Here is a 17,680-nt window from a genome sequence, read left to right as displayed (position 1 = left end):
CAAGAACTTCGCCAATTCGGGCGCACGTCTACCATTCGAAGAGCGCTCAGTACAGAGTGCCGAGGGACATCATGGCCAAGCAGATCAGGCTCAACGCCTTTGCGATGAATTGCGTCGCACACCAGTCACCGGGCCTGTGGACTCATCCGCGCGACCGCACTGCCGACTATAACCGCCTGCCCTACTGGATCGATCTCGCCAAGACGCTGGAACGCGGCCGCTTCGACGGGCTGTTCCTGGCCGACGTGCTCGGGGTCTATGACGTCTACGGCAATAGCCCTGACGCAGCCTTGCGCAATGCGGCGCAGACGCCGTCGAACGAGCCGCTGCTGCTGCTTTCGGCGATGGCCGCGGTGACGCAAAATCTCGGTTTCGGCGTCACCAGCAATCTGTCCTTCGAGCCGCCCTACCCGTTCGCACGGCGGATGTCGACGCTCGATCACCTCACCGAGGGGCGGATCGGCTGGAACGTGGTCACCGGCTATCTCGACAGCGCCGCGCGCGGCGCCGGCAAGGACAAGCAGACCGGGCATGACGACCGCTACGACATCGCGGACGAATATATGGAGGTCGTCTACAAGCTCTGGGAAGGAAGCTGGGAGGACGATGCGGTGCTGCGGGATCGCAAGCGCGGCATTTTCACCGATCCCACGAAAGTGCATCGCGTCAATCATGATGGCGCGAACTACCGCATCAACAACACCATTCATCTCAGCGAGCCGTCGCCGCAGCGCACGCCCGTGCTCTATCAGGCCGGCACCTCGCCGCGCGGCCGGCAGTTCGCGGCACAGCATGCCGAATGCGTGTTCATGTCGGGACCGTCGGCCAAGGTGATCGCGCCGCGCGTGTCAGCAATCCGGCAAGAGGCCGCCGCGCTTGGCCGCAACCCGGCCGAGATCCTGATGTTCTCGATGATGACGATCATCCTGGGACGGACGGAAGCCGAGGCGAAAGAGAAATACGCCGACTATCGCCGCCACATCAGCCCGGAAGGCGCGCTGGCGCTGATGTCGGGGTGGACCGGCGTCGATTTCTCCGGCTACGACCTCGACCAGCAGGTCCGGCACGTCCAGAATGACGCCGGCCGCAGCGCGATGGACAACGTCACCCGCGCCGATCCCGACCGGGTCTGGACCGTGCGCGACGTCATCGAGCATGTCGGCATCGGCGGCGCCGGCCCGGTCGTGGTCGGCACGCCGGAGATGGTTGCCGACAAGATCGAGCAATGGTTCGAGGCGACCGACGTCGACGGCCTCAACGTCGCCTTTGCCATCTCGCCCGGCGATTTCGAGGACATCGCCGATATGCTGGTGCCGGAGCTGACGCGGCGCGGACGGTACAAGGCGGACTATGCCAAGGGTACGCTACGGGAGAAGCTGTTCGGTGAGGGTCGCGCAAGGCTCGATGCGCCGCACCCGGCGGCGGGATATCGGGTAGGGAAGAGGGGGTAGACGCTGCCACACCCTCAGGCGTCGTCCCGGCGAAGGCCGGGACCCATACCGCGTGATCCCTCGATTGTGATTGGTCGTAGTCCCGGACGACGAGTCTTCGCCAAACCCCTCCCTATGGTTATGGGTCCCGGCTTTCGCCGGGACGACGATGAGGAGGGATCGCGCCCGCCATTATCAGAGTGCCTACACTTTCCCATCCACCATCACCTCGATCAGCTTCGTCCCCGGTCGGCCGAACGCTGACGCCAGCGTTGCCTTCAGCTCCCGCGGATCGCTCACCCTGATCGCCTCGCAGCCCAGCGCCTTGGCGATGCCGGCGAAATCCACCGGCGGATCGACGAAATCCATGCCGACGTAATTGTCATCGCCATGGAAGGCAAGCAGGCGCTGCTTGATGATGCGGTAACCGCCATTGTTGGCGATAACGACGTTGAGCGGCAGCTTGTGATGCGCCGCCGTCCACAGCGCCTGGATCGAATACATCGCGCTGCCATCGCCGGAGAAACACACGACGGGACGATCCGGATTGGCGATGCTGACGCCGACCGAGGCCGGCAGGCCCCAGCCGATGCCGCCGGAGGCGAGGCCGTGATAGCCGTAGCGATCGCGATGCGGACGCAGCGCCGTGATCTGGCGGCTGGAGGTGAGCCCTTCGTCGACGAGAATGGCATGGTCGGGCATGGCTTCGACCATTTGCAGCACCAGAAAGTCCGGATCGATCGGCGTGCGGCCGGCGCTCTTGCTGATCTGCTCGATCAGCGCGGCGCGGCGCGCAGTCCAATTCTTCGGCGCAAGCTCGGCAAGACGTTGCCTGGCGCGGCTTGCGAGTGTCGTGCCGCCCAGCTCCTTCAGCACCGGGATCAGCGCGCGCAACGTTTCCTTTAATTCCGCCTTCAGCGCGATCTCGGCGCCGTAGTTCTTGGCGATCTCCCAATCCGCGAGACCAACCTGCACGATGCCGAGACCATCCGGCAGCGCATCGACCTCGCTATGGACCGACATGCGCAGGGGATCGCCGCCAAGCGCGATCAGGAGATCGTAAGGCGCGAGCGTATCGCGCGCCGCCTTCTGAACCCGCGCCAGCGTGCCGACGAAGCTCGGGCTCTCCGAGAGGAAGTGCGAACCATAGGGCGTCGAGGACTGATACGCGGCGGCGCCGAGCAGCTCGGCCAATTCAGCCGCCTCCTTCAAAGCATCACTCTTGACCACTTCGTCCATGGTGACGATCACAGGACGCCCGGCTTTCAGCAGCCGCGCAGCAAAGGCCCTGAGCGCGTCATCCGATGGTTTGGTACGTGCGTCGATGCGGGTGGAACGGCCGAGATCGATGCCGGCCTCGCTGTTCAGGATGTCGCCAGGCAGCGAGATGAATACGGGGCCGGTCGGCGGCGTGGTCGCGACCTTGGCCGCGCGGCGCACGACGCGCGGCAGATCCTCGAGCCGGGTCACCTCAACCGCCCATTTCACCAGCGGCTCGGCCATGCGCACCAAGGGACCGTACAGCACCGGCTCCATCAGGCCGTGGCCCTGCTCCTGCTGGCCGGCGGTGAGGATCATCGGCGTGCCCGTGAACTGCGCGTTGTAGAGCGAGCCCATCGCGTTGCCGAGGCCTGGCGCGACATGGACGTTGCAGGCGACGAGCTTTCCGGAGGCGCGGCTGTAACCATCGGCAATCGCCACCACCAGGCTCTCCTGCATCGCCATCACATAGGTGAGATCAGGATGGTCCTTCAGCGCGTGCATGATCGGCAGCTCGGTGGTGCCGGGATTGCCGAACAGATGCGTGATGCCCTCGTCCTTGAGCAACGCGAGAAAGGCGGAGCGGCCGGTGATCTTGTTCTTCATGTTTCCTCCAGGAGCGGACGTTGCCGCAAGGACGGGAGCATGATGACCGAAGTCGGAGGAGGCGCGCAAGGAAGTGCGGTCATGGCTGCGTTGCGCGAGCGCCCCGATCTCTTCTCTCGTGTCCCGGACGCGGCTCAACGTGTAACGTTGCGACGCAGAGCCGGGACCCAGAATTCGCACGACGATGGCTGGTGCATGGGCCCCGGCTCAGCAGCGCACCGCCGAAGAGGCGCTGCGCCGCGTCCGGGGCACGAGAGCAGCGCGGTGCGCTTACATCTCCTCGCGCCCAAGCTCGAACGGGTCCTCGCCCCTCGCCCGCTTCTTCTTTTTCGAGCGTTGCCAGACCACGCCCGGAAAGCCTTTGAGCGGCACCAGCGGCTCGCCGGTATAGGCCCATTCCTGCAGTTCTTCGATCGCGATGTGATAGAGTGGCTGGCGGCCGGTGCGCTCGTTGAACGGCGCGCGGGGGATGTTGACCATGTGCGGGCCGCGCGGGCGCTCATAGGCGATCGGCGTGCCGCAATGCGAGCAGAAGCTGCGGGTGGTCTTGGTGGCCTTGTCTTCATAACGCGTGAGCGCGACCTTGCCCGCGGTGATGCGAAAGCGCTTCTTCCAGCTCCCGACATAGGTGGCGTAGGCCGCGCCATGGGCGCGGCGGCTGGCGGCGGAATGATCGTGCCAGGCCCAGCGCGCGGGCACGTCAATCTCGAAGCTGACCTTGCCGCACAGGCATTGGCCGGTGGCGATTCCTGCGGCGGCTGCGGCTTTGGCCATGGGGATTTCTCTCCGTCGTCATTGCGAGCGCGGCGAAGCAATCCAGACTGCATCCGCGGAAAGATTCTGGATTGCTTCGCTGCGCTCGCAATGACGGAATATGTGGTCGGTCGGAGCCACGCAACAACTCCGTAGCCCGGATGGAGCGCAGCGCAATCCGGGAATCTCGACGCTGGCACGAATCCCGGATTTCGCTGCGCTCCATCCGGGCTACGGAGGTCCCTACGCCGGCGTCAGCTCGTCATACACCGGATAATCCGTATAGCCCTTTTCTTCGCCGCCATAGAACGTCGCGCGGTTGTACGGCGTGATCGGGTAATCGCGCGCCAGCCGGCGCGGCAGATCGGGGTTGGAGATGAAGATGCGACCGAAGGCGATGATGTCGGCGTGTCCCTCGGCGATCGCCGCATTCGCGGTCTCGCCGGTAAAGCCGCCGGCGGTCATCAGCACGCCACTGTAGAGCGGGCGGAACAGCACCATCGCGGACGGCACGTTCTGCCAGTTGACGTCGGCACGCCCCGCGCCACTGGAGCGCGGCTCGATGAAGTGTAGATAGGCAAGACCGAGCTCGTCGAGCGCCTTCACGACATGGGTATAGAGCGGCATCGGATCGCCCTCGCCGGAATCATTGGCGATACCGTGTGGCGACAGCCGCACGGCGACGCGATTCGCACCCCAGACCTCGATCGCGGCTTGGGTCACTTCGAGCAGCAGCCGCGCGCGGTTCTCGATTCCGCCGCCATACTGATCGGTGCGCTGGTTGCTGCGCGATTGCAGGAACTGCTCGAGCAGATAGCCATTGGCGCCGTGGATCTCGACGCCGTCGAAGCCGGCGGCGAGCGCGTTCTTGGCACCTTGGCGGAACGCCTCGACGATGTCCTTGACCTCCTCGGTCTCGAGCGCGCGCGGCGTCTCGTAATCGGCAATCTTGCCGTCGGCGGTCATCGCCTTCATGCCCTCGGCCTTGATCGGGATCGCCGAGGCCGACACCGGCAGCGCGCCGCCGTGGAAAGAAGAATGCGAGACGCGGCCGACATGCCAGAGCTGGAGGAAGATGATGCCGCCCTTGGCGTGCACGGCATCGACCACCTTGCGCCAGCCCGCGATCTGCGTCTCCGAATAGATGCCGGGGGTCGCCGGATTGCCACGGCCGTGCGAGAGCACCGGGGACGCTTCGGCGATGATCAGGCCGCCTTGCGTCGCGCGCTGGCCGTAATATTCCGCGTTGAGCGGCCGCGGCGAAAAGCTCTCGCGTTCGGCGCGCATCCGCGTCAGCGGCGCCATCGCGACGCGATGCGCAAGCCTGTATGGACCGACCTGCAACGGTTTGAACAACGCCGGAAATTTCATGCTGGCCCCGAATGTTTATGGAAGGATGCGGATCATACAGCGAGGGGCGGCCACCGGAAAAGCGCCGCCCCACGAAATCAAATATTCCCTCTTACGGAACGCAGAAGAGAGCAGGTCTTACGCCGTCTTGACCCAGACGGCCTTCACGTTGAGATATTCCTCGACGTGCTGCTTGCCGGACTCGCGGCCGTAGCCGCTCATCTTGTAGCCGCCGAACGGCACGGCCGGGTCCATCGTCTGGTAGCAATTCACCCACACCGAGCCGGCGCGCAGGCTCCTCGCCACCGCATGCGCCTTGCTGACATCGCGAGTCCACAGGCCGGAGCCGAGGCCGAACGTGGTGGCGTTGGCGCGCTTGACCAGCTCGTCCATGTCCTTGAAGGCGATCGCGGAGATGACGGGCCCGAAAATCTCTTCTTGCGCAATGCGCATATTGTCCTGGACGCCCGCAAACACCGTCGGCGAGACGAAGAAGCCCTTCGACAGCGCGCCCTCGGTGACACGGGCGCCGCCGGCAAGCGCCTTGGCGCCTTCCTTCTGGCCGATATCGAGATAGCCGGTGACGCGCTCGAGCTGCTGCTCAGACACCAGCGGGCCGATCTGCACGTTGGGATCGAGACCGTTGCCGACTTGCAGGTTCTTGCCGAACTCGGCGACGCGGCCGACGAATTCTTCGTAGATCGACTGCTCGACGAACAGACGCGTGCCCGCGCTGCAGATCTGCCCCGAATTGGCGAACACCGCCATCGCAGCACCCGGCACCGCGGCATCGAGATCGGCGTCCGCGAACACGATGTCCGGCGACTTGCCGCCGAGCTCGAGCGAGACGCGCTTAAGGTTGCCGGCCGACGCACGGATGATCGACTGGCCCGTGACGTGCGAGCCGGTGAAGGCGACCTTGTCGACGTCGTGATGCGAGGCGAGCGCCGCGCCTGCGGTCTCGCCATAGCCGGGAACGACGTTGATGACGCCGGGCGGCACACCCGCTTCCATCGCGAGCTCGGCGATGCGCAGCGAGGTCAGCGGCGCCTCTTCGGCGGGCTTGAGCACCACGGTGCAACCAGTCGCGAGCGCCGGGCCGATCTTCCAGATCGTCGCCGTCAGCGGCCCGTTCCAGGGGATGATGGCGCCGACGACACCGACCGGCTCCTTCAGCGTGTACGAGAAGATCTCGCCGGGCAGCGAGTTCTCGATGGTCTCTCCATGGATCGCGGTGGTCTGACCGGCGTAGTAACGCAGCATGCCGATCGCGCGCAGGCGATAGGCGCGGGTGCGGCTGACGGGAGCCCCCATGTCGAGCGTGTCGAGCTGCGACAATTCATCGAAATTCTTCTCGACGAGATCGGCGAGCTTCAAGAGGAGGTTTTGCCGCTCGAACGGCTTGACCTTGCTCCACGGACCCTCGAACGCACGACGTGCGGCGGCGACCGCGCGGTCGATGTCTTCCTTGTCGCCTTCGGCAACGGTTGCGAGCAGTTCGCCGGTGGCGGGATTGCGGGTCTCGAAGCGCTTGCCTGAGGCAGCGTCGACCCACTTCCCGTCGATCAGCATCTGCTTGTAGGACCCGTTCGCGAATGGATGGCGCGTGATCGGAATAGCCTGCGACACAGCCATGGCTGCACTCCCTGTCAGGTGATTGATTGGTTCGATCTGCGCGGGATCGTTCGTCGCATAAAATATAGCCGCGCCGGAGAGGCGTAAAGGCGGCGCGGAGCGAAGACCTCCCATGCCGACTTGTGCAGGGTCGCAAGAGGCACGTGCTATAACGCGATGGAGCGCAATGTAGCTTCGCCGGAGACCCCGCCATGTCACATCCCGCCATCGTCAAAGACAACGTTGCCGTGATCACGGGAGGCGCGTCCGGCATCGGATTTGCCGCCGCCGCGGCGTTTGCGCGCACCGGCATGAAGCTGTGCATCGCCGATGTCGATCAGCCGCGGCTGGCTGAGGCCGCAACAAAACTGTCATCCGTCGCAGGTGCCGGGAATGTAATGACGTCTGCCGTAGATGTCAGCAAGGTCGAGAGCGTGATGGAACTGGAACGCGCCGTGTGCGCCCGCTTCGGCGGCACCGATATCCTGATGAACATGCCGGCATCCAGCCCGGCAGCACATTGTTCACCGGGCCTGACAATTGGCAGCGCATCATCGGCGTCAACATGTGGGGCATCATCAACGGCTCGCGCATCTTCGCGCCCGGCATGATCGCGCGCGGCAAACCCGGCCTCATCATCAACACCGGCTCGAAGCAAGGCATCACCACTCCGCCCGGCGATCCCGCCTACAATGTCTCCAAGGCCGGCGTGAAGGCTTTTACGGAAGCCCTCCAGCACGAGCTGCGCAATACCAGGGACTGCCGCGTCACTGCGCATCTGCTCATTCCAGGCTTCGTCTTCACCGGCCTCACCGCCAAGGGCCGCACCGAGAAGCCCGCAGGCGCCTGGACGCCGGAGCAGACCGTGGATTTCATGCTGAGGCGGCTCGAGGTCGGCGACTTCTACATCCTGTGCCCGGACAATGACGTGCCCCGCTCACTCGACGAGAAGCGCATGCTGTGGGCCGCCGGCGATATCATCGAGAACCGCCCGCCGCTCTCGCGCTGGCACCCGGATTACGCGGATGCATTCGCGAAATTCGTGAAGGGAGAGTAACTAGCAGACCCTCATGAGCGCGCCCTTGCGCGCGTCTCGAACCATGCAGGCCTCGCTGCAGCAGCTCGGCCTCTATCCTTCGAGACGCCCGCTCAGCGGGCTCCTCAGGATGAGGGTTAGAGTCTTCGCGCACGGTAAGTTCGGGCGAACGACCCTACAGCGTCTCTTGCTTATGCCCGCAATTCTTGCAGGCGAACTTGACGCGGGTCTGACCCTTTTCCGCCTGCACCCGGTTCGGCGCGCCGCACTTGCCGCAGACGGCCTCGATGCGGGTGGTGCCCTGCTTGACGACGATGGTCTTCTTTTCCATCGATTCGCGGATCAGGCGCTCGGCCTCCTCACGCAGGGATTGTTTCGACAAAGCTCGTCTCCGCCTCTGGAAAGCGCGAGAGCCATATCGCACCTGCGTTCAAATCACAATCGGCAAAGCCTGCTCTGACCTCGACAATCACGTGCCAGTCCTCGGCATGCACGAGAAGGCTCTCGGCAACATATGGGCGCAACGCCCTGCCATGATGGCTCGACTGCATTTCGCAGACGATGCCGCGATTGTGGCAAATGACCGGAAATACAGCGGGCGGCGGATGCTCGGCATCAGCCGCCCTGCGCAGAGCGCTCCTTTCCCGCGCTGGTCTCCTCAAGCCGCCTTCGACACCTCCATCAGCAGACGCTCGGCCTTGGCGTCCTCGATGCGGTTCACGAGGCGGCTGCTCTCGTGATTGTCGCGCACAGTCTTGGTCAGCGTGATGCAGGTCTGGATCAGCATGACGATGCCCATGGTGAGATAGCCCTTCATCCAGAGGTCGATCGGCAGGAAGAAGATGCCGATGGCGACGAGGAAGGCGGAGGCTGCGAAGGACGCGTAAGTGAAGCTCACCCAGGCGCTGCTGTGGGGCTGGCCGTTCTGGTTCATGATGGGTCTCCTGTTGGTTCGAATGATGATTGGGTTCGAGGGATTGGATGTGAGATCAGGCTGACGGCATGCGCTTGGATTTCAACCGCGCCAGCACGTCGTCCGCGGTCGTCTTGAGCCGGGGACCAAAGCCCTGTTCGGCTAGCCTCTCGGCAGTGGCGAGCGGACCGGTGGCCGCATCGAGTTCGACCAGGGCATCGTCAGCGGCCTGGGCTTCCATCTGCCGCTCGCGCAGACGCCTCAACGTGCCCTCCGCCTCCGGCAGTGTGGATTCGTAGGGACGTGCAGCCTCGATGCCGCCGCGACGAAGCGAGCGCACCGCTTCCGAGGCACGGGCAATACGGCGGCCGCGGTCGAGCTCGGTGATGCGGGCCTGCGCGCTGGTGACGTGGCGCTTCAGCCGCGCGATCTCGGTCGCGAACAGCGCGCGCGCCGTCATCGCCGCATCGCGATCGGCCTCTAAGCCCGCGATGGCTTCGGCGGCATCCTTGGCGAGGTCTTCGCGGCCGCCGTCGAGCGCCGCAACGGCACGGGTCTCGAGGTCGGCGATGCGGGCATTCGTCGCTTCGAGCTTGCGGCCCTCCTGCTGGTCCTGCGCGATCGCCAGCGCCAGCGTGCGCTTGCTGCGCTCGACGGCCGCGGCCGCATCACGCATCTGCTGATCGAGGATCAGAAGAGCGGTCCGGTCTTCCAGCTCCTCGCCCGCAGCGGCCACGCTGCCGCGGAAAAGCGTCACTACGGTCTTGAACATTTGTTGCTCCCTGTTATGAGCATTGCTCACGGATGCTTTGTAGCACATCTTGAGCAATGCTCAAGATGTTTTTGAACGATGTTCACAAATCTGGTAAATAGATGTCTAAGACCATGGAACGTCGAGAGAAACTTCGAGCCGACCTGATCCTGGCAGCGGAGCGGATGATCGCTGAACGAGGATTGGCGGGCCTGAAGACACGCGATCTTGCCCGCGAGATCGGCTGCGCCAATGGCGCGGTCTATAATCTTGTGGCCGATGTCGACGAATTGATCCTGCGCGTCGGCTCGCGCACGCTGCTTCGGCTCGACGAGGCGCTCAGCGCGGCGGAGAGCGCTGGCGAGCCCTCGCCACAAGAAGCCTTGGTTCGCATCGCCATCGCCTATTGCGATTTCGCCGCCGAAAATCTCCAGCTCTGGCGCGCGTTGTTCGAGCATCGTATGGAGGCCGACAAGATTGTCCCCGACTGGTCGATCCACGACCAGATGCAGCTGTTCCGCCACATCTACCAGCCGCTGGCCGCGCTACTTCCCAAGCGCGGTCCGGAGGAGTTGAGCATCACCGCGCGCAGCCTGTTCTCGGCGGTTCATGGCATGGTGGCGCTGGGGTTGGAACAGAAGTTGGTCGCCGTGCCGCTGCCGGCGCTGCGCAAGGAGATCGCAGGCCTCGTGCGCGCAATGCTGGATGGGCTGGTCGCCCACGCAAAGTAGACACAGCGCGGTGAAACCATCGGCGGAGGCTGACTAAAATTTCGCCTGTCGCATCGCTGTCGCCGCGCCTAGCCTTCGCAGCGAGACGTCCCCTCACCTCTCCCGGAGCCCTCCATGCCCCTCCTCATCCGCGGCGGCACCGTCGTCAATCACGATCATTCGCGCCGCGCGGACGTGCTGATCGACGGCGAGATCATCGTCGCGATCGGGGCCTCGCTCGATGCGCCCACCGGCACTGAAGTGATCGACGCCGGCGGCGCCTATGTCATCCCTGGTGGCATCGACCCGCATACCCATCTCGAAATGCCGTTCATGGGCACCGTCACCGCCGATGATTTCGAATCAGGAACCAAGGCGGCGCTCGCCGGCGGCACCACCATGGTGGTGGATTTCTGCCTGCCCGATCCCGGTCAGTCGATGCTCGCCGCCTATCAGAATTGGCGCCGCAAATCCGAGAAGGCGGCCTCCGACTACGGCTTCCACATGGTCGTGACGTCGTGGTCGAAGCAGATCCATGACGAGATGGAGACCGTGGTCAAAACCTACGGCATCAACACATTCAAGCATTTCATGGCCTACAAGGGCGCGCTGATGGTGAACGACGACGAACTCTACAACTCGTTCGCCCGCTGCGCTCATTTGGGCGCCATGCCCGTGGTCCATGCCGAGAATGGTGACGTCGTCGCCCTGATGCAGGAGGCCCTGATCGCGCGCGGCGTCACCGGCCCCGAAGGCCACGCTTACTCACGGCCGCCGGAGGTCGAGGGCGAAGCCACCAACCGCGCCATCATGATCGCGGACATGACGGGCACGCCGGTCTACATCGTGCACACCAGCTGCCGCGAGGCGCATGAGGCGATCGCGCGGGCACGCGCGGCTGGAAAGCGCGTCTATGGCGAACCACTGATCCAGCACCTATTGCTCGAGGCGGATGAATATCAGAACAAGGACTGGGATCATTCCGCGCAGCGCGTGATGTCACCGCCGTTCCGCGACAGATCGCATCAGGACAGCCTGTGGGCCGGCCTGCAAGCCGGCTCGCTCCAGGTGGTCGCGACCGACCATTGCGCCTTCACCACCGCGCAGAAACGGTTCGGCCTCGGCGACTTCAGAAAGATCCCGAACGGCACCGGCGGCCTCGAAGACCGCCTCGCGCTGCTATGGACCGCAGGCGTCGCCACCGGGCGGCTGACCACGGAAGAATTCGTCGCGGTGACCTCGGCGAACATCGCCCGCATCCTCAACATCTACCCGCGGAAAGGTGCTGTCGCCGTCGGTTCGGATGCCGACATCGTGGTGTGGGATCCCAAGGCGACCAGGACCATCAGCGCCAAGCGGCAGATGAGCCGGATCGATTACAACGTGTTCGAGGGCTTTTCCTGCATCGGCGGGCCGGCGGTGACGCTATCGCGCGGCCGCATCGCGTGGAAGGATGGGAGGTTGCGCGCCGAGGCTGGCGACGGCCGTTTTGTCGAGCGGCCGCCATTTTCGCCGGTACATCTGGCCAATTCGACCTGGAAAAAGCTGACGGCCCCGCACGCGGTCGAACGCGGCGCGGTGACGCCGTAACACTTCTCGCCGCGCGAAGAGCTCAGCCATCTCGGTTGCCTGGCGCGGATGCACGTCGCGTTCAATCGCCCCTCGCGCGCGAGGCGGCACGCGCTATCTCAAGTGTACTTCTGGTGAGTAAGGCGGCTCGCGCCTGCTCGGTCGGGAAGCCTCTTTCGAGCCGCGCCGCGCTCGCGCGCAGCATCGCCGCGTCGAGCTTGCCCTGACGCGATCCGTTCAGCGCGCAGGCGAAGACGCGGTAGAACTGCGCACCGTCATAGGCAACCAGCAGCAGATCGACGCCGGCATTGATCGCCTCGACCACGGCCTTGCAGACGTCGTGCTGGTAGATCGCGCCCATGACGAGATCGTCGGTCATCACCACGCCCTGGTGGTTCCAGGTGTCGCGGATGATCCCTTCGACGACGCGTTTCGAATGCGAGGCGGCGCGATCGGGATCGACGGCGGTGAGCGTGACATGACCGACCATGAGCGCGCTGCGCGAATGCGACAGCACCTCGCGAAATGGGAGCCAGTCCGTTGCTTCCAGCTCCTTCACCGGCGCATCGAGGCTGGCGCTGAAGTGATGGGTGTCGGTGCGCACGCGGCCAATGCCGGGAAAATGCTTGAGCGTGGCGCCGACGCCTGACTCTTCCAGCCCGCGCACATAGGCGCTCGCGATCGTGCTGACGACAGCGGGATCGGTCGCGATCGCCCGTTGCCCGATCAGCGTATGGAAATCGAGGCGGTTGCGCCTCGCCGGCGGCTTCAGGTCGAGCACCGGCGCGAGATTGAGATTGACGCCGAGGCCCGCGAGCTCGCGGCCATGGATGCGGCCGAACTCTTCGGCTTTGGCCTGCTGGTCGTCGGGCGCGAGCCCGCTGAGCGTCGCCAGCGCAGGCACCTTCGTCAGCGGCGGCGCGAGGCGCCCGACGATGCCGCCCTCCTGGTCCGCGGCGACGACCAGCGGCGGCAGGCCGGCGGCGCGCCTGATATCCTGGAGCGCTGCGATCTCGGCACGCAGCGCCTCGACCGTCCGTCCCCGGATGTTGTGCCGGGTGACATAGACGCCGCCGATCAGGCCCTCCTCGGCCAAGCGCGCAACCTCAGGAAAGGAGGAATAGCCGACCACGAAGTGAGGCCCGAGTTGTCGCGCCTCAGCGGGGCTCGCGGCGAGGACATCATGCTTGCGCAGCTCGAACTTCAGATGCGCTGCAGACATAAGAACCGGCAGCAGGCACCAGAGCATGACGAGCAGCTTGCCCGCCGTGCTGCGCCAATGCTTTCTGCGCAGCAGGACGATGACGATCATGATGCTTGCGACGACAAGCGCGATGTTTCCGGCGCCGCGCAGTGGCAGCAGATAAGGATCGTTCTTGTTCGCTGCCGCGAACGCGACGACAGGCGCGGCAAGCCAGAGCAGGACGAGACCGATGCGGCGGAGCAATTGCATGATGCATCACGTGCGAGGAGTGGCGAATGCTCCGCACCTATCAAGGCGATTTGCGCTACGCGAGCGGCAAAAGCGCGCCTGCACGAAAACTGCAAAAGACTCCTGAAACCGTGCAGACGATGATCGCGGCTTCTGCACAAGTACCGTTCAGACTTCGTGATGCCACATATCACGAAAGGTCTCTTAGACATGACGAGCCTGGCTTCGACGATCGCAGCGGATATCCAACCGATCAGGCATTCCTCGATTGCGGCCAAGCTTGGCTGCACGCTGGCACTAGCTGCGTTGGCGGACTGGCTGTTCTACGACGAACGGATCGGGCTGTCGCTGACACTGTTTGCAATTGCGACGGTCTGCGTGTCGGTGCCCTTCAATCATGACTCGCTTGATTCGCGGCGCGCGACGATCGGCGCCGCCATTCTCGTCGCCGGCCTCGTGCCGGCCATCGAGGAGCTCAACACGCTGTCGTTCCTGATCCTCATTGCGGCGCTGCTCATGGCCATGCTGCTCGCGACCAATCCGGAAACGACCGAGTTCGCCGAGCGGACCCGCGCGCTACGCAACTTCGTCCTGCTCGGTCCCTTCAGGTTCTTCCTCGATGCGCCCCAGGTGTTCAACATGTCGGCGTTCACCCGCGGCGTCGCGCTGTGGCTGCTGCCGGCAGCGCTCGGCACCGTCTTCGTCGCGCTGTTCGCAGCAGCCAATCCGTTCATCGAGCGGTGGGTGTCCCTGCTCAATCCAAAGCTCATCCTCGAATATGTCAGCATCCCGCGCGTGCTGTTCTGGGCCTTGATGCTGGCGCTGGTCTGGCCGTTCATTCATGTGCGCTGGCGGCGCAAGACGATTGTCACCACGACCGTTGCCGATGGTCCCGTGCCGCCGCCGCTCCCGTCCCAAGTCTCGGCGGAATTTCTCGGTCCCTCCACCATCCTGCGCTCGCTGATCCTGTTCAACCTGCTGTTCGCGGCACAGTCCATTCTCGACGGCATCTATCTCTGGGGCCATGTGGCGCTGCCCGACAATTTGACCTATGCGTGGTACGCCCATCGCGGCGCCTATCCGCTGATCGTAACCGCGCTGCTCGCCGCCGCCTTCGTGCTGGTGGCGATGCGCCCGGGCGGGCCGGCCGAGAAATCGAAGGTGATCCGGCCGCTGGTCTATCTCTGGGTGGGCCAGAACGTGCTGCTCGTCGCCTCCTCCATCCTGCGCCTCGAGCTCTACGTGGACATCTACACGCTGACTTACTGGCGCATCGCGGCCTTCATCTGGATGGGGCTGGTCGCGCTGGGACTGGTCCTGATCGTGAGCCGCATCGCCCTCAACCGGTCCAACCAATGGCTCGTCGGCGTCAATCTGATCGCGCTCGCGATCGTGCTCTATGGTTGCTCGCTCGTGAACTTCGATGCCTTCATTGCCGACTACAATGTCACCCACAGCCGGGAAGCATCGGGCAAGGGCGTGCAGATCGACATCAACTATCTCCTGACGCTCGGGCCGCAGGCGCTGCCCGCCATCGACAAGGCCATCTTGCTGCGGTCTGGCACCCCCGAGAGCTGCCTTGTGTCGCGCCGCGACCGCCTTGTAGAACAGCAGCGCCCGGATCTGGCCTGGCGAAGCTGGGGCTTTCGCAACTGGAGGCTCCAGCGCAGGCTGGACGCCCAGGCGAAAGCTCAGTCCGGCAGCCAACCGGCAGGCTGACGAGCTAGCGGAGAAGTTCTTGGCGCATCGCATTCTCATCGTCGACGACGAGGGTCATATCCGCGAGGTCATCCGTGTCGCCCTCAGGAAGGCCGGCATGGACGTGATCGAAGCGCGCGACGGCAAGGAGGCGCTCGCCCGCTTCGCCGCCGACAGGCCCGATCTGATCGTGCTCGACATCGGCATGCCGGAATTCGACGGCCTCGACGTCTGCCGCGAGGTGCGCAAAAGCTCCGACGTGCCGATTCTGTTCCTGTCGGCGCGTGACGAGGAGATCGACCGCATCCTTGGTCTCGAGATCGGCGGCGACGACTACGTGACGAAGCCGTTCAGCCCGCGCGAGCTGGTGGCGCGGGTCAACGTCATCCTGCGCCGTCTCGGCCCGCGCAACGGCGAGATCAAGGCCGGTCCCACCGCGCTGGCGCAAGGCAATCTTCTGATCGATCCCGAGCAGCACCGGGCGTCCTTCGCCGGCACGCCGCTGAAACTGACGGCAATCGAGTTCGGCATTTTGCGCGCCTTCCTGACCCGCCCGACCTCCGTCTTCAACCGCGAGCAGCTGATGCGGGCCGCTTATCAGCTCAACATCCAGGTCTCCGACCGCACCATCGACAGCCACATCCGCAACATCCGCGCCAAGCTGGCGGCGCTGAATTGCGAGAACGTCATCGAGACCATCCACGGCGTCGGCTTTAAGCTCGGCCGCTGCGAGAAAGAGGCATGAGCGCGGCGCCCGACAAATGGCGGCCGTCGCTTGGGCTCGTCATCTTTACGGTGCTGACGACCGTCGCCGTGCTGCCGCTGGTTGGCCTGTTCTTCTTCCGCCTCTATGACAACCAGCTCATCCGCCAGACCCAGGCCGAGCTGATCGCGCAGAGCCGCGTGCTCGCGACGATCTATGCTCAGGAAGTCATTGCAAGGCTCGACAGCGGCCTGACGCTCGGCGCCGAGGTGCCGCCAGGCGTGCTGCCCGATCCCGGCGACCAGTTCACGCCGATCCGCCCCGCGCTCGACCTCACCGCCAATGATTTGTTGCGGCGCAGGCCGGATGCGCAGGCCGCAGCCCGGCCGGCAGAGCAGGCCTATGTCGAGATCGGCGCAAAACTGACGCCGATCATCCGCGAGACCCAGAAGGTGACGCTGGCGGGCTTTCGCATCCTCGATCCGCAGGGCGTGGTGATCGCCGGCCGACAGGAGGTCGGGCAGTCGCTCGCCCATATCGAGGAGGTCGCGGACGCGCTGCACGGGCAATACCGCGCCACCTTGCGTAACCGCGTGCCGGACAAGCCGCCGCCGCCGATCTATTCCTTCAGCCGAGGTCTCGGCGTGCACGTGTTCTCGGCGATGCCGGTCATCGTCAACAACCGCGTCGCCGGGGTGATCTACACCACGCGGACGCCGAGCAACATTTTTGACCATCTCTACCAGGAGCGGGCGAAGTTCGTGCTGGCGGGGCTCGCCGTGGTCCTCGGCACGATCGCGATCGGCCTCGTTTTCTCGCGCACCATCACGTTGCCGATGCGCGAGCTGATCGACCGCGCCGCCAGAATTGGCCGCGGCGACCGCGAGGCGTTCCGGCCGCTGCGGCACTACGGCACGCGCGAGTTCGCCCAGCTCTCGCACAGCTTCCTCGGCATGGCCGAGCAGCTGGCGCGTCGCTCGGACTATATCGCAACGTTCTCGGCCCACCTCACCCATGAGCTGAAATCGCCCCTCACTTCCATCAAGGGTGCGGCCGAGCTCTTGCAGGATTCACTTCAGGGCAAATCAGGCAGTCTGACGCCGGCCGAGCAGACGACGTTCATCACCAACATCCTGTCCGACACCCAGCGGCTGGAGGCAATGGCGCAGCGGCTGCGTGAGCTCGCCCGCGCCGAAAGCCTGCCGCAGAACGAACGCACCGAGCTTGCCCCCGTGATTGCCGATCTCAAAAGCCGGTTTCCGGAAAGCGCGATCTCGGCCAGCGGCAGCCTCGACCGCGCGATCGGCATGTCCGGCGAGAAGGCGCTGATCGTGCTGTCGCATCTCGCCGACAACGCGGTGCGGCACAGGGCGAGGACGATCAGGCTGGAGGCGACCTTCGAGCGCACGACCCTGCTGCTGACGGTGAGCAATGACGGCGAGCCGATCTCGGCGCCCAACCGCGACAGGATTTTTGACGCCTTCTTCACCACCCGCCGCGACCAGGGCGGCACCGGGATGGGGCTGGCGATCGCACGCGCGGTGATGGCGAGCCATGGCGGCTCAATCAGGCTCAAGCCGACCGACGAGGGCGCGGCCTTCGAGCTCCAGTTTCCAGCTGCCTAGATGGCGAACACCCAGGCGGCGACGATGGCGGCGATGGTGACGAGACCGGCTATGGTCCAGCCGGCGGCATATTCCAGCTCAGGATGACCGGTCGCCCGCATGATCTCTGCCGGATCGGCGGTATGCTTCTCTGCCATGACAGCCTCGCACGTTACTTCCCGCGTCATATGTAAGTCGCACCAGTCGCCATTAGGTTCCATCACGGACGTGCGAGGAAATCTTATCGATGC

General features: G+C 64.7%; 15 protein-coding genes and 1 pseudogene. 7 read left to right on the top strand and 9 right to left on the bottom strand.

Features of this window, described 5'->3' with window-relative positions:
• Positions 1-71: 71 nt before the first annotated feature.
• Positions 72-1,451, top strand: a complete 1,380-nt coding sequence (locus XH85_RS07155) for an LLM class flavin-dependent oxidoreductase (protein WP_128931329.1) — start codon at positions 72-74, stop codon at positions 1,449-1,451.
• A 183-nt stretch (positions 1,452-1,634) separates the two neighbouring features.
• Here the strand turns inward: XH85_RS07155 and XH85_RS07150 are convergent, their stop codons facing one another.
• The 4 genes from XH85_RS07150 to XH85_RS07135 all read right to left on the bottom strand — a co-directional run bounded on the left by XH85_RS07150 (position 1,635) and on the right by XH85_RS07135 (position 7,034).
• Complete coding sequence (locus tag XH85_RS07150) at positions 1,635-3,296, bottom strand: thiamine pyrophosphate-binding protein (RefSeq protein WP_128931328.1); 1,662 nt, start codon at positions 3,294-3,296, stop codon at positions 1,635-1,637.
• A 270-nt stretch (positions 3,297-3,566) separates the two neighbouring features.
• Entirely contained in the window at positions 3,567-4,070 is a 504-nt protein-coding gene (locus XH85_RS07145) for a GFA family protein (RefSeq protein WP_128931327.1), read from the bottom strand.
• A 222-nt stretch (positions 4,071-4,292) separates the two neighbouring features.
• Entirely contained in the window at positions 4,293-5,420 is a 1,128-nt protein-coding gene (locus XH85_RS07140; RefSeq protein WP_128931326.1) for an alkene reductase, read from the bottom strand.
• Positions 5,421-5,537: 117 nt separating this feature from the next.
• The gene (locus tag XH85_RS07135; RefSeq protein ID WP_128931325.1) at positions 5,538-7,034 is read right to left on the bottom strand and encodes an aldehyde dehydrogenase family protein; all 1,497 of its coding nucleotides are present in this window, start codon (positions 7,032-7,034) and stop codon (positions 5,538-5,540) included.
• Between the two features lie 191 nt (positions 7,035-7,225).
• Here XH85_RS07135 and XH85_RS07130 point away from each other — a divergent pair.
• Positions 7,226-7,785: pseudogene (locus tag XH85_RS07130) on the top strand (SDR family NAD(P)-dependent oxidoreductase); the annotation flags it as partial.
• Between the two features lie 439 nt (positions 7,786-8,224).
• Here XH85_RS07130 and XH85_RS07125 read toward each other — a convergent pair.
• The 3 genes from XH85_RS07125 to XH85_RS07115 form a co-directional block, all read right to left on the bottom strand.
• Positions 8,225-8,431 carry a hypothetical protein gene (locus tag XH85_RS07125; protein WP_025033895.1) on the bottom strand — a complete coding sequence of 69 codons (207 nt, stop codon included), beginning with the start codon at positions 8,429-8,431 and terminating at the stop codon, positions 8,225-8,227.
• Positions 8,432-8,707: 276 nt separating this feature from the next.
• Positions 8,708-8,983, bottom strand: a complete 276-nt coding sequence (locus tag XH85_RS07120) for a YiaA/YiaB family inner membrane protein (protein ID WP_061846546.1) — start codon at positions 8,981-8,983, stop codon at positions 8,708-8,710.
• A 55-nt stretch (positions 8,984-9,038) separates the two neighbouring features.
• Complete coding sequence (locus XH85_RS07115; RefSeq protein ID WP_128931324.1) at positions 9,039-9,734, bottom strand: PspA/IM30 family protein; 696 nt, start codon at positions 9,732-9,734, stop codon at positions 9,039-9,041.
• A 101-nt stretch (positions 9,735-9,835) separates the two neighbouring features.
• Between XH85_RS07115 and XH85_RS07110 the strand changes: the two genes are divergently transcribed.
• Together XH85_RS07110 and hydA are read left to right on the top strand one after the other, a co-directional pair.
• Positions 9,836-10,444, top strand: a complete 609-nt coding sequence (locus XH85_RS07110; protein WP_128931323.1) for a TetR/AcrR family transcriptional regulator — start codon at positions 9,836-9,838, stop codon at positions 10,442-10,444.
• Between the two features lie 114 nt (positions 10,445-10,558).
• The gene (hydA, locus tag XH85_RS07105; RefSeq protein WP_128931322.1) at positions 10,559-12,013 is read left to right on the top strand and encodes a dihydropyrimidinase; all 1,455 of its coding nucleotides are present in this window, start codon (positions 10,559-10,561) and stop codon (positions 12,011-12,013) included.
• 61 nt (positions 12,014-12,074) lie between these two features.
• On the opposite strand, the gene XH85_RS07100 is transcribed toward hydA, so the two are convergent.
• Positions 12,075-13,445 (bottom strand): glycoside hydrolase family 3 N-terminal domain-containing protein, encoded by a 1,371-nt coding sequence (locus XH85_RS07100; protein WP_128931321.1) that lies wholly within the window; start codon positions 13,443-13,445, stop codon positions 12,075-12,077.
• Positions 13,446-13,634: 189 nt separating this feature from the next.
• On the opposite strand from XH85_RS07100, the gene XH85_RS07095 reads away from it, so the two are divergent.
• The 3 genes from XH85_RS07095 to XH85_RS07085 are packed head-to-tail and all read left to right on the top strand — an operon-like array spanning position 13,635 to position 17,450.
• Positions 13,635-15,143 carry a DUF4153 domain-containing protein gene (locus tag XH85_RS07095; RefSeq protein ID WP_164940097.1) on the top strand — a complete coding sequence of 503 codons (1,509 nt, stop codon included), beginning with the start codon at positions 13,635-13,637 and terminating at the stop codon, positions 15,141-15,143.
• A 19-nt stretch (positions 15,144-15,162) separates the two neighbouring features.
• On the top strand, positions 15,163-15,867 hold the full coding sequence (locus tag XH85_RS07090; RefSeq protein WP_128931319.1) for a response regulator transcription factor: 705 nt from the start codon (positions 15,163-15,165) through the stop codon (positions 15,865-15,867).
• The gene (locus tag XH85_RS07085) at positions 15,864-17,450 is read left to right on the top strand and encodes an ATP-binding protein (protein WP_128931318.1); all 1,587 of its coding nucleotides are present in this window, start codon (positions 15,864-15,866) and stop codon (positions 17,448-17,450) included. The genes XH85_RS07090 and XH85_RS07085 overlap by 4 nt, the downstream gene beginning before the upstream one ends.
• On the opposite strand, the gene XH85_RS44755 is transcribed toward XH85_RS07085, so the two are convergent.
• Positions 17,447-17,587: a hypothetical protein gene (locus XH85_RS44755; RefSeq protein ID WP_164934688.1), complete on the bottom strand. Its 141-nt coding sequence runs from the start codon at positions 17,585-17,587 to the stop codon at positions 17,447-17,449. The two genes, XH85_RS07085 and XH85_RS44755, sit on opposite strands and share 4 nt — an antisense overlap.
• Between the last annotated feature and the right edge of the window lie 93 nt (positions 17,588-17,680).

It is taken from the genome of Bradyrhizobium zhanjiangense (assembly GCF_004114935.1).
GTDB lineage: Bacteria > Pseudomonadota > Alphaproteobacteria > Rhizobiales > Xanthobacteraceae > Bradyrhizobium > Bradyrhizobium zhanjiangense.
The sequence above is the reverse complement of the archived record's forward strand: the minus strand, read 5'-3'. Positions and strand labels throughout refer to the sequence as shown.

What these genes read in the sequence shown, in the direction of transcription:
- XH85_RS07155 (WP_128931329.1), top strand. Translation starts at nt 72, where the DNA reads ATGGCCAAGCAGATCAGGCTCAACGCCTTTGCGATGAATTGCGTCGCA.
- XH85_RS07150 (WP_128931328.1), bottom strand. Translation starts at nt 3,296, where the DNA reads ATGAAGAACAAGATCACCGGCCGCTCCGCCTTTCTCGCGTTGCTCAAG.
- XH85_RS07145 (WP_128931327.1), bottom strand. Translation starts at nt 4,070, where the DNA reads ATGGCCAAAGCCGCAGCCGCCGCAGGAATCGCCACCGGCCAATGCCTG.
- XH85_RS07140 (WP_128931326.1), bottom strand. Translation starts at nt 5,420, where the DNA reads ATGAAATTTCCGGCGTTGTTCAAACCGTTGCAGGTCGGTCCATACAGG.
- XH85_RS07135 (WP_128931325.1), bottom strand. Translation starts at nt 7,034, where the DNA reads ATGGCTGTGTCGCAGGCTATTCCGATCACGCGCCATCCATTCGCGAAC.
- XH85_RS07120 (WP_061846546.1), bottom strand. Translation starts at nt 8,983, where the DNA reads ATGAACCAGAACGGCCAGCCCCACAGCAGCGCCTGGGTGAGCTTCACT.
- XH85_RS07115 (WP_128931324.1), bottom strand. Translation starts at nt 9,734, where the DNA reads ATGTTCAAGACCGTAGTGACGCTTTTCCGCGGCAGCGTGGCCGCTGCG.
- XH85_RS07110 (WP_128931323.1), top strand. Translation starts at nt 9,836, where the DNA reads ATGTCTAAGACCATGGAACGTCGAGAGAAACTTCGAGCCGACCTGATC.
- hydA (WP_128931322.1), top strand. Translation starts at nt 10,559, where the DNA reads ATGCCCCTCCTCATCCGCGGCGGCACCGTCGTCAATCACGATCATTCG.
- XH85_RS07100 (WP_128931321.1), bottom strand. Translation starts at nt 13,445, where the DNA reads ATGCAATTGCTCCGCCGCATCGGTCTCGTCCTGCTCTGGCTTGCCGCG.
- XH85_RS07095 (WP_164940097.1), top strand. Translation starts at nt 13,635, where the DNA reads ATGACGAGCCTGGCTTCGACGATCGCAGCGGATATCCAACCGATCAGG.
- XH85_RS07085 (WP_128931318.1), top strand. Translation starts at nt 15,864, where the DNA reads ATGAGCGCGGCGCCCGACAAATGGCGGCCGTCGCTTGGGCTCGTCATC.
- XH85_RS44755 (WP_164934688.1), bottom strand. Translation starts at nt 17,587, where the DNA reads ATGGCAGAGAAGCATACCGCCGATCCGGCAGAGATCATGCGGGCGACC.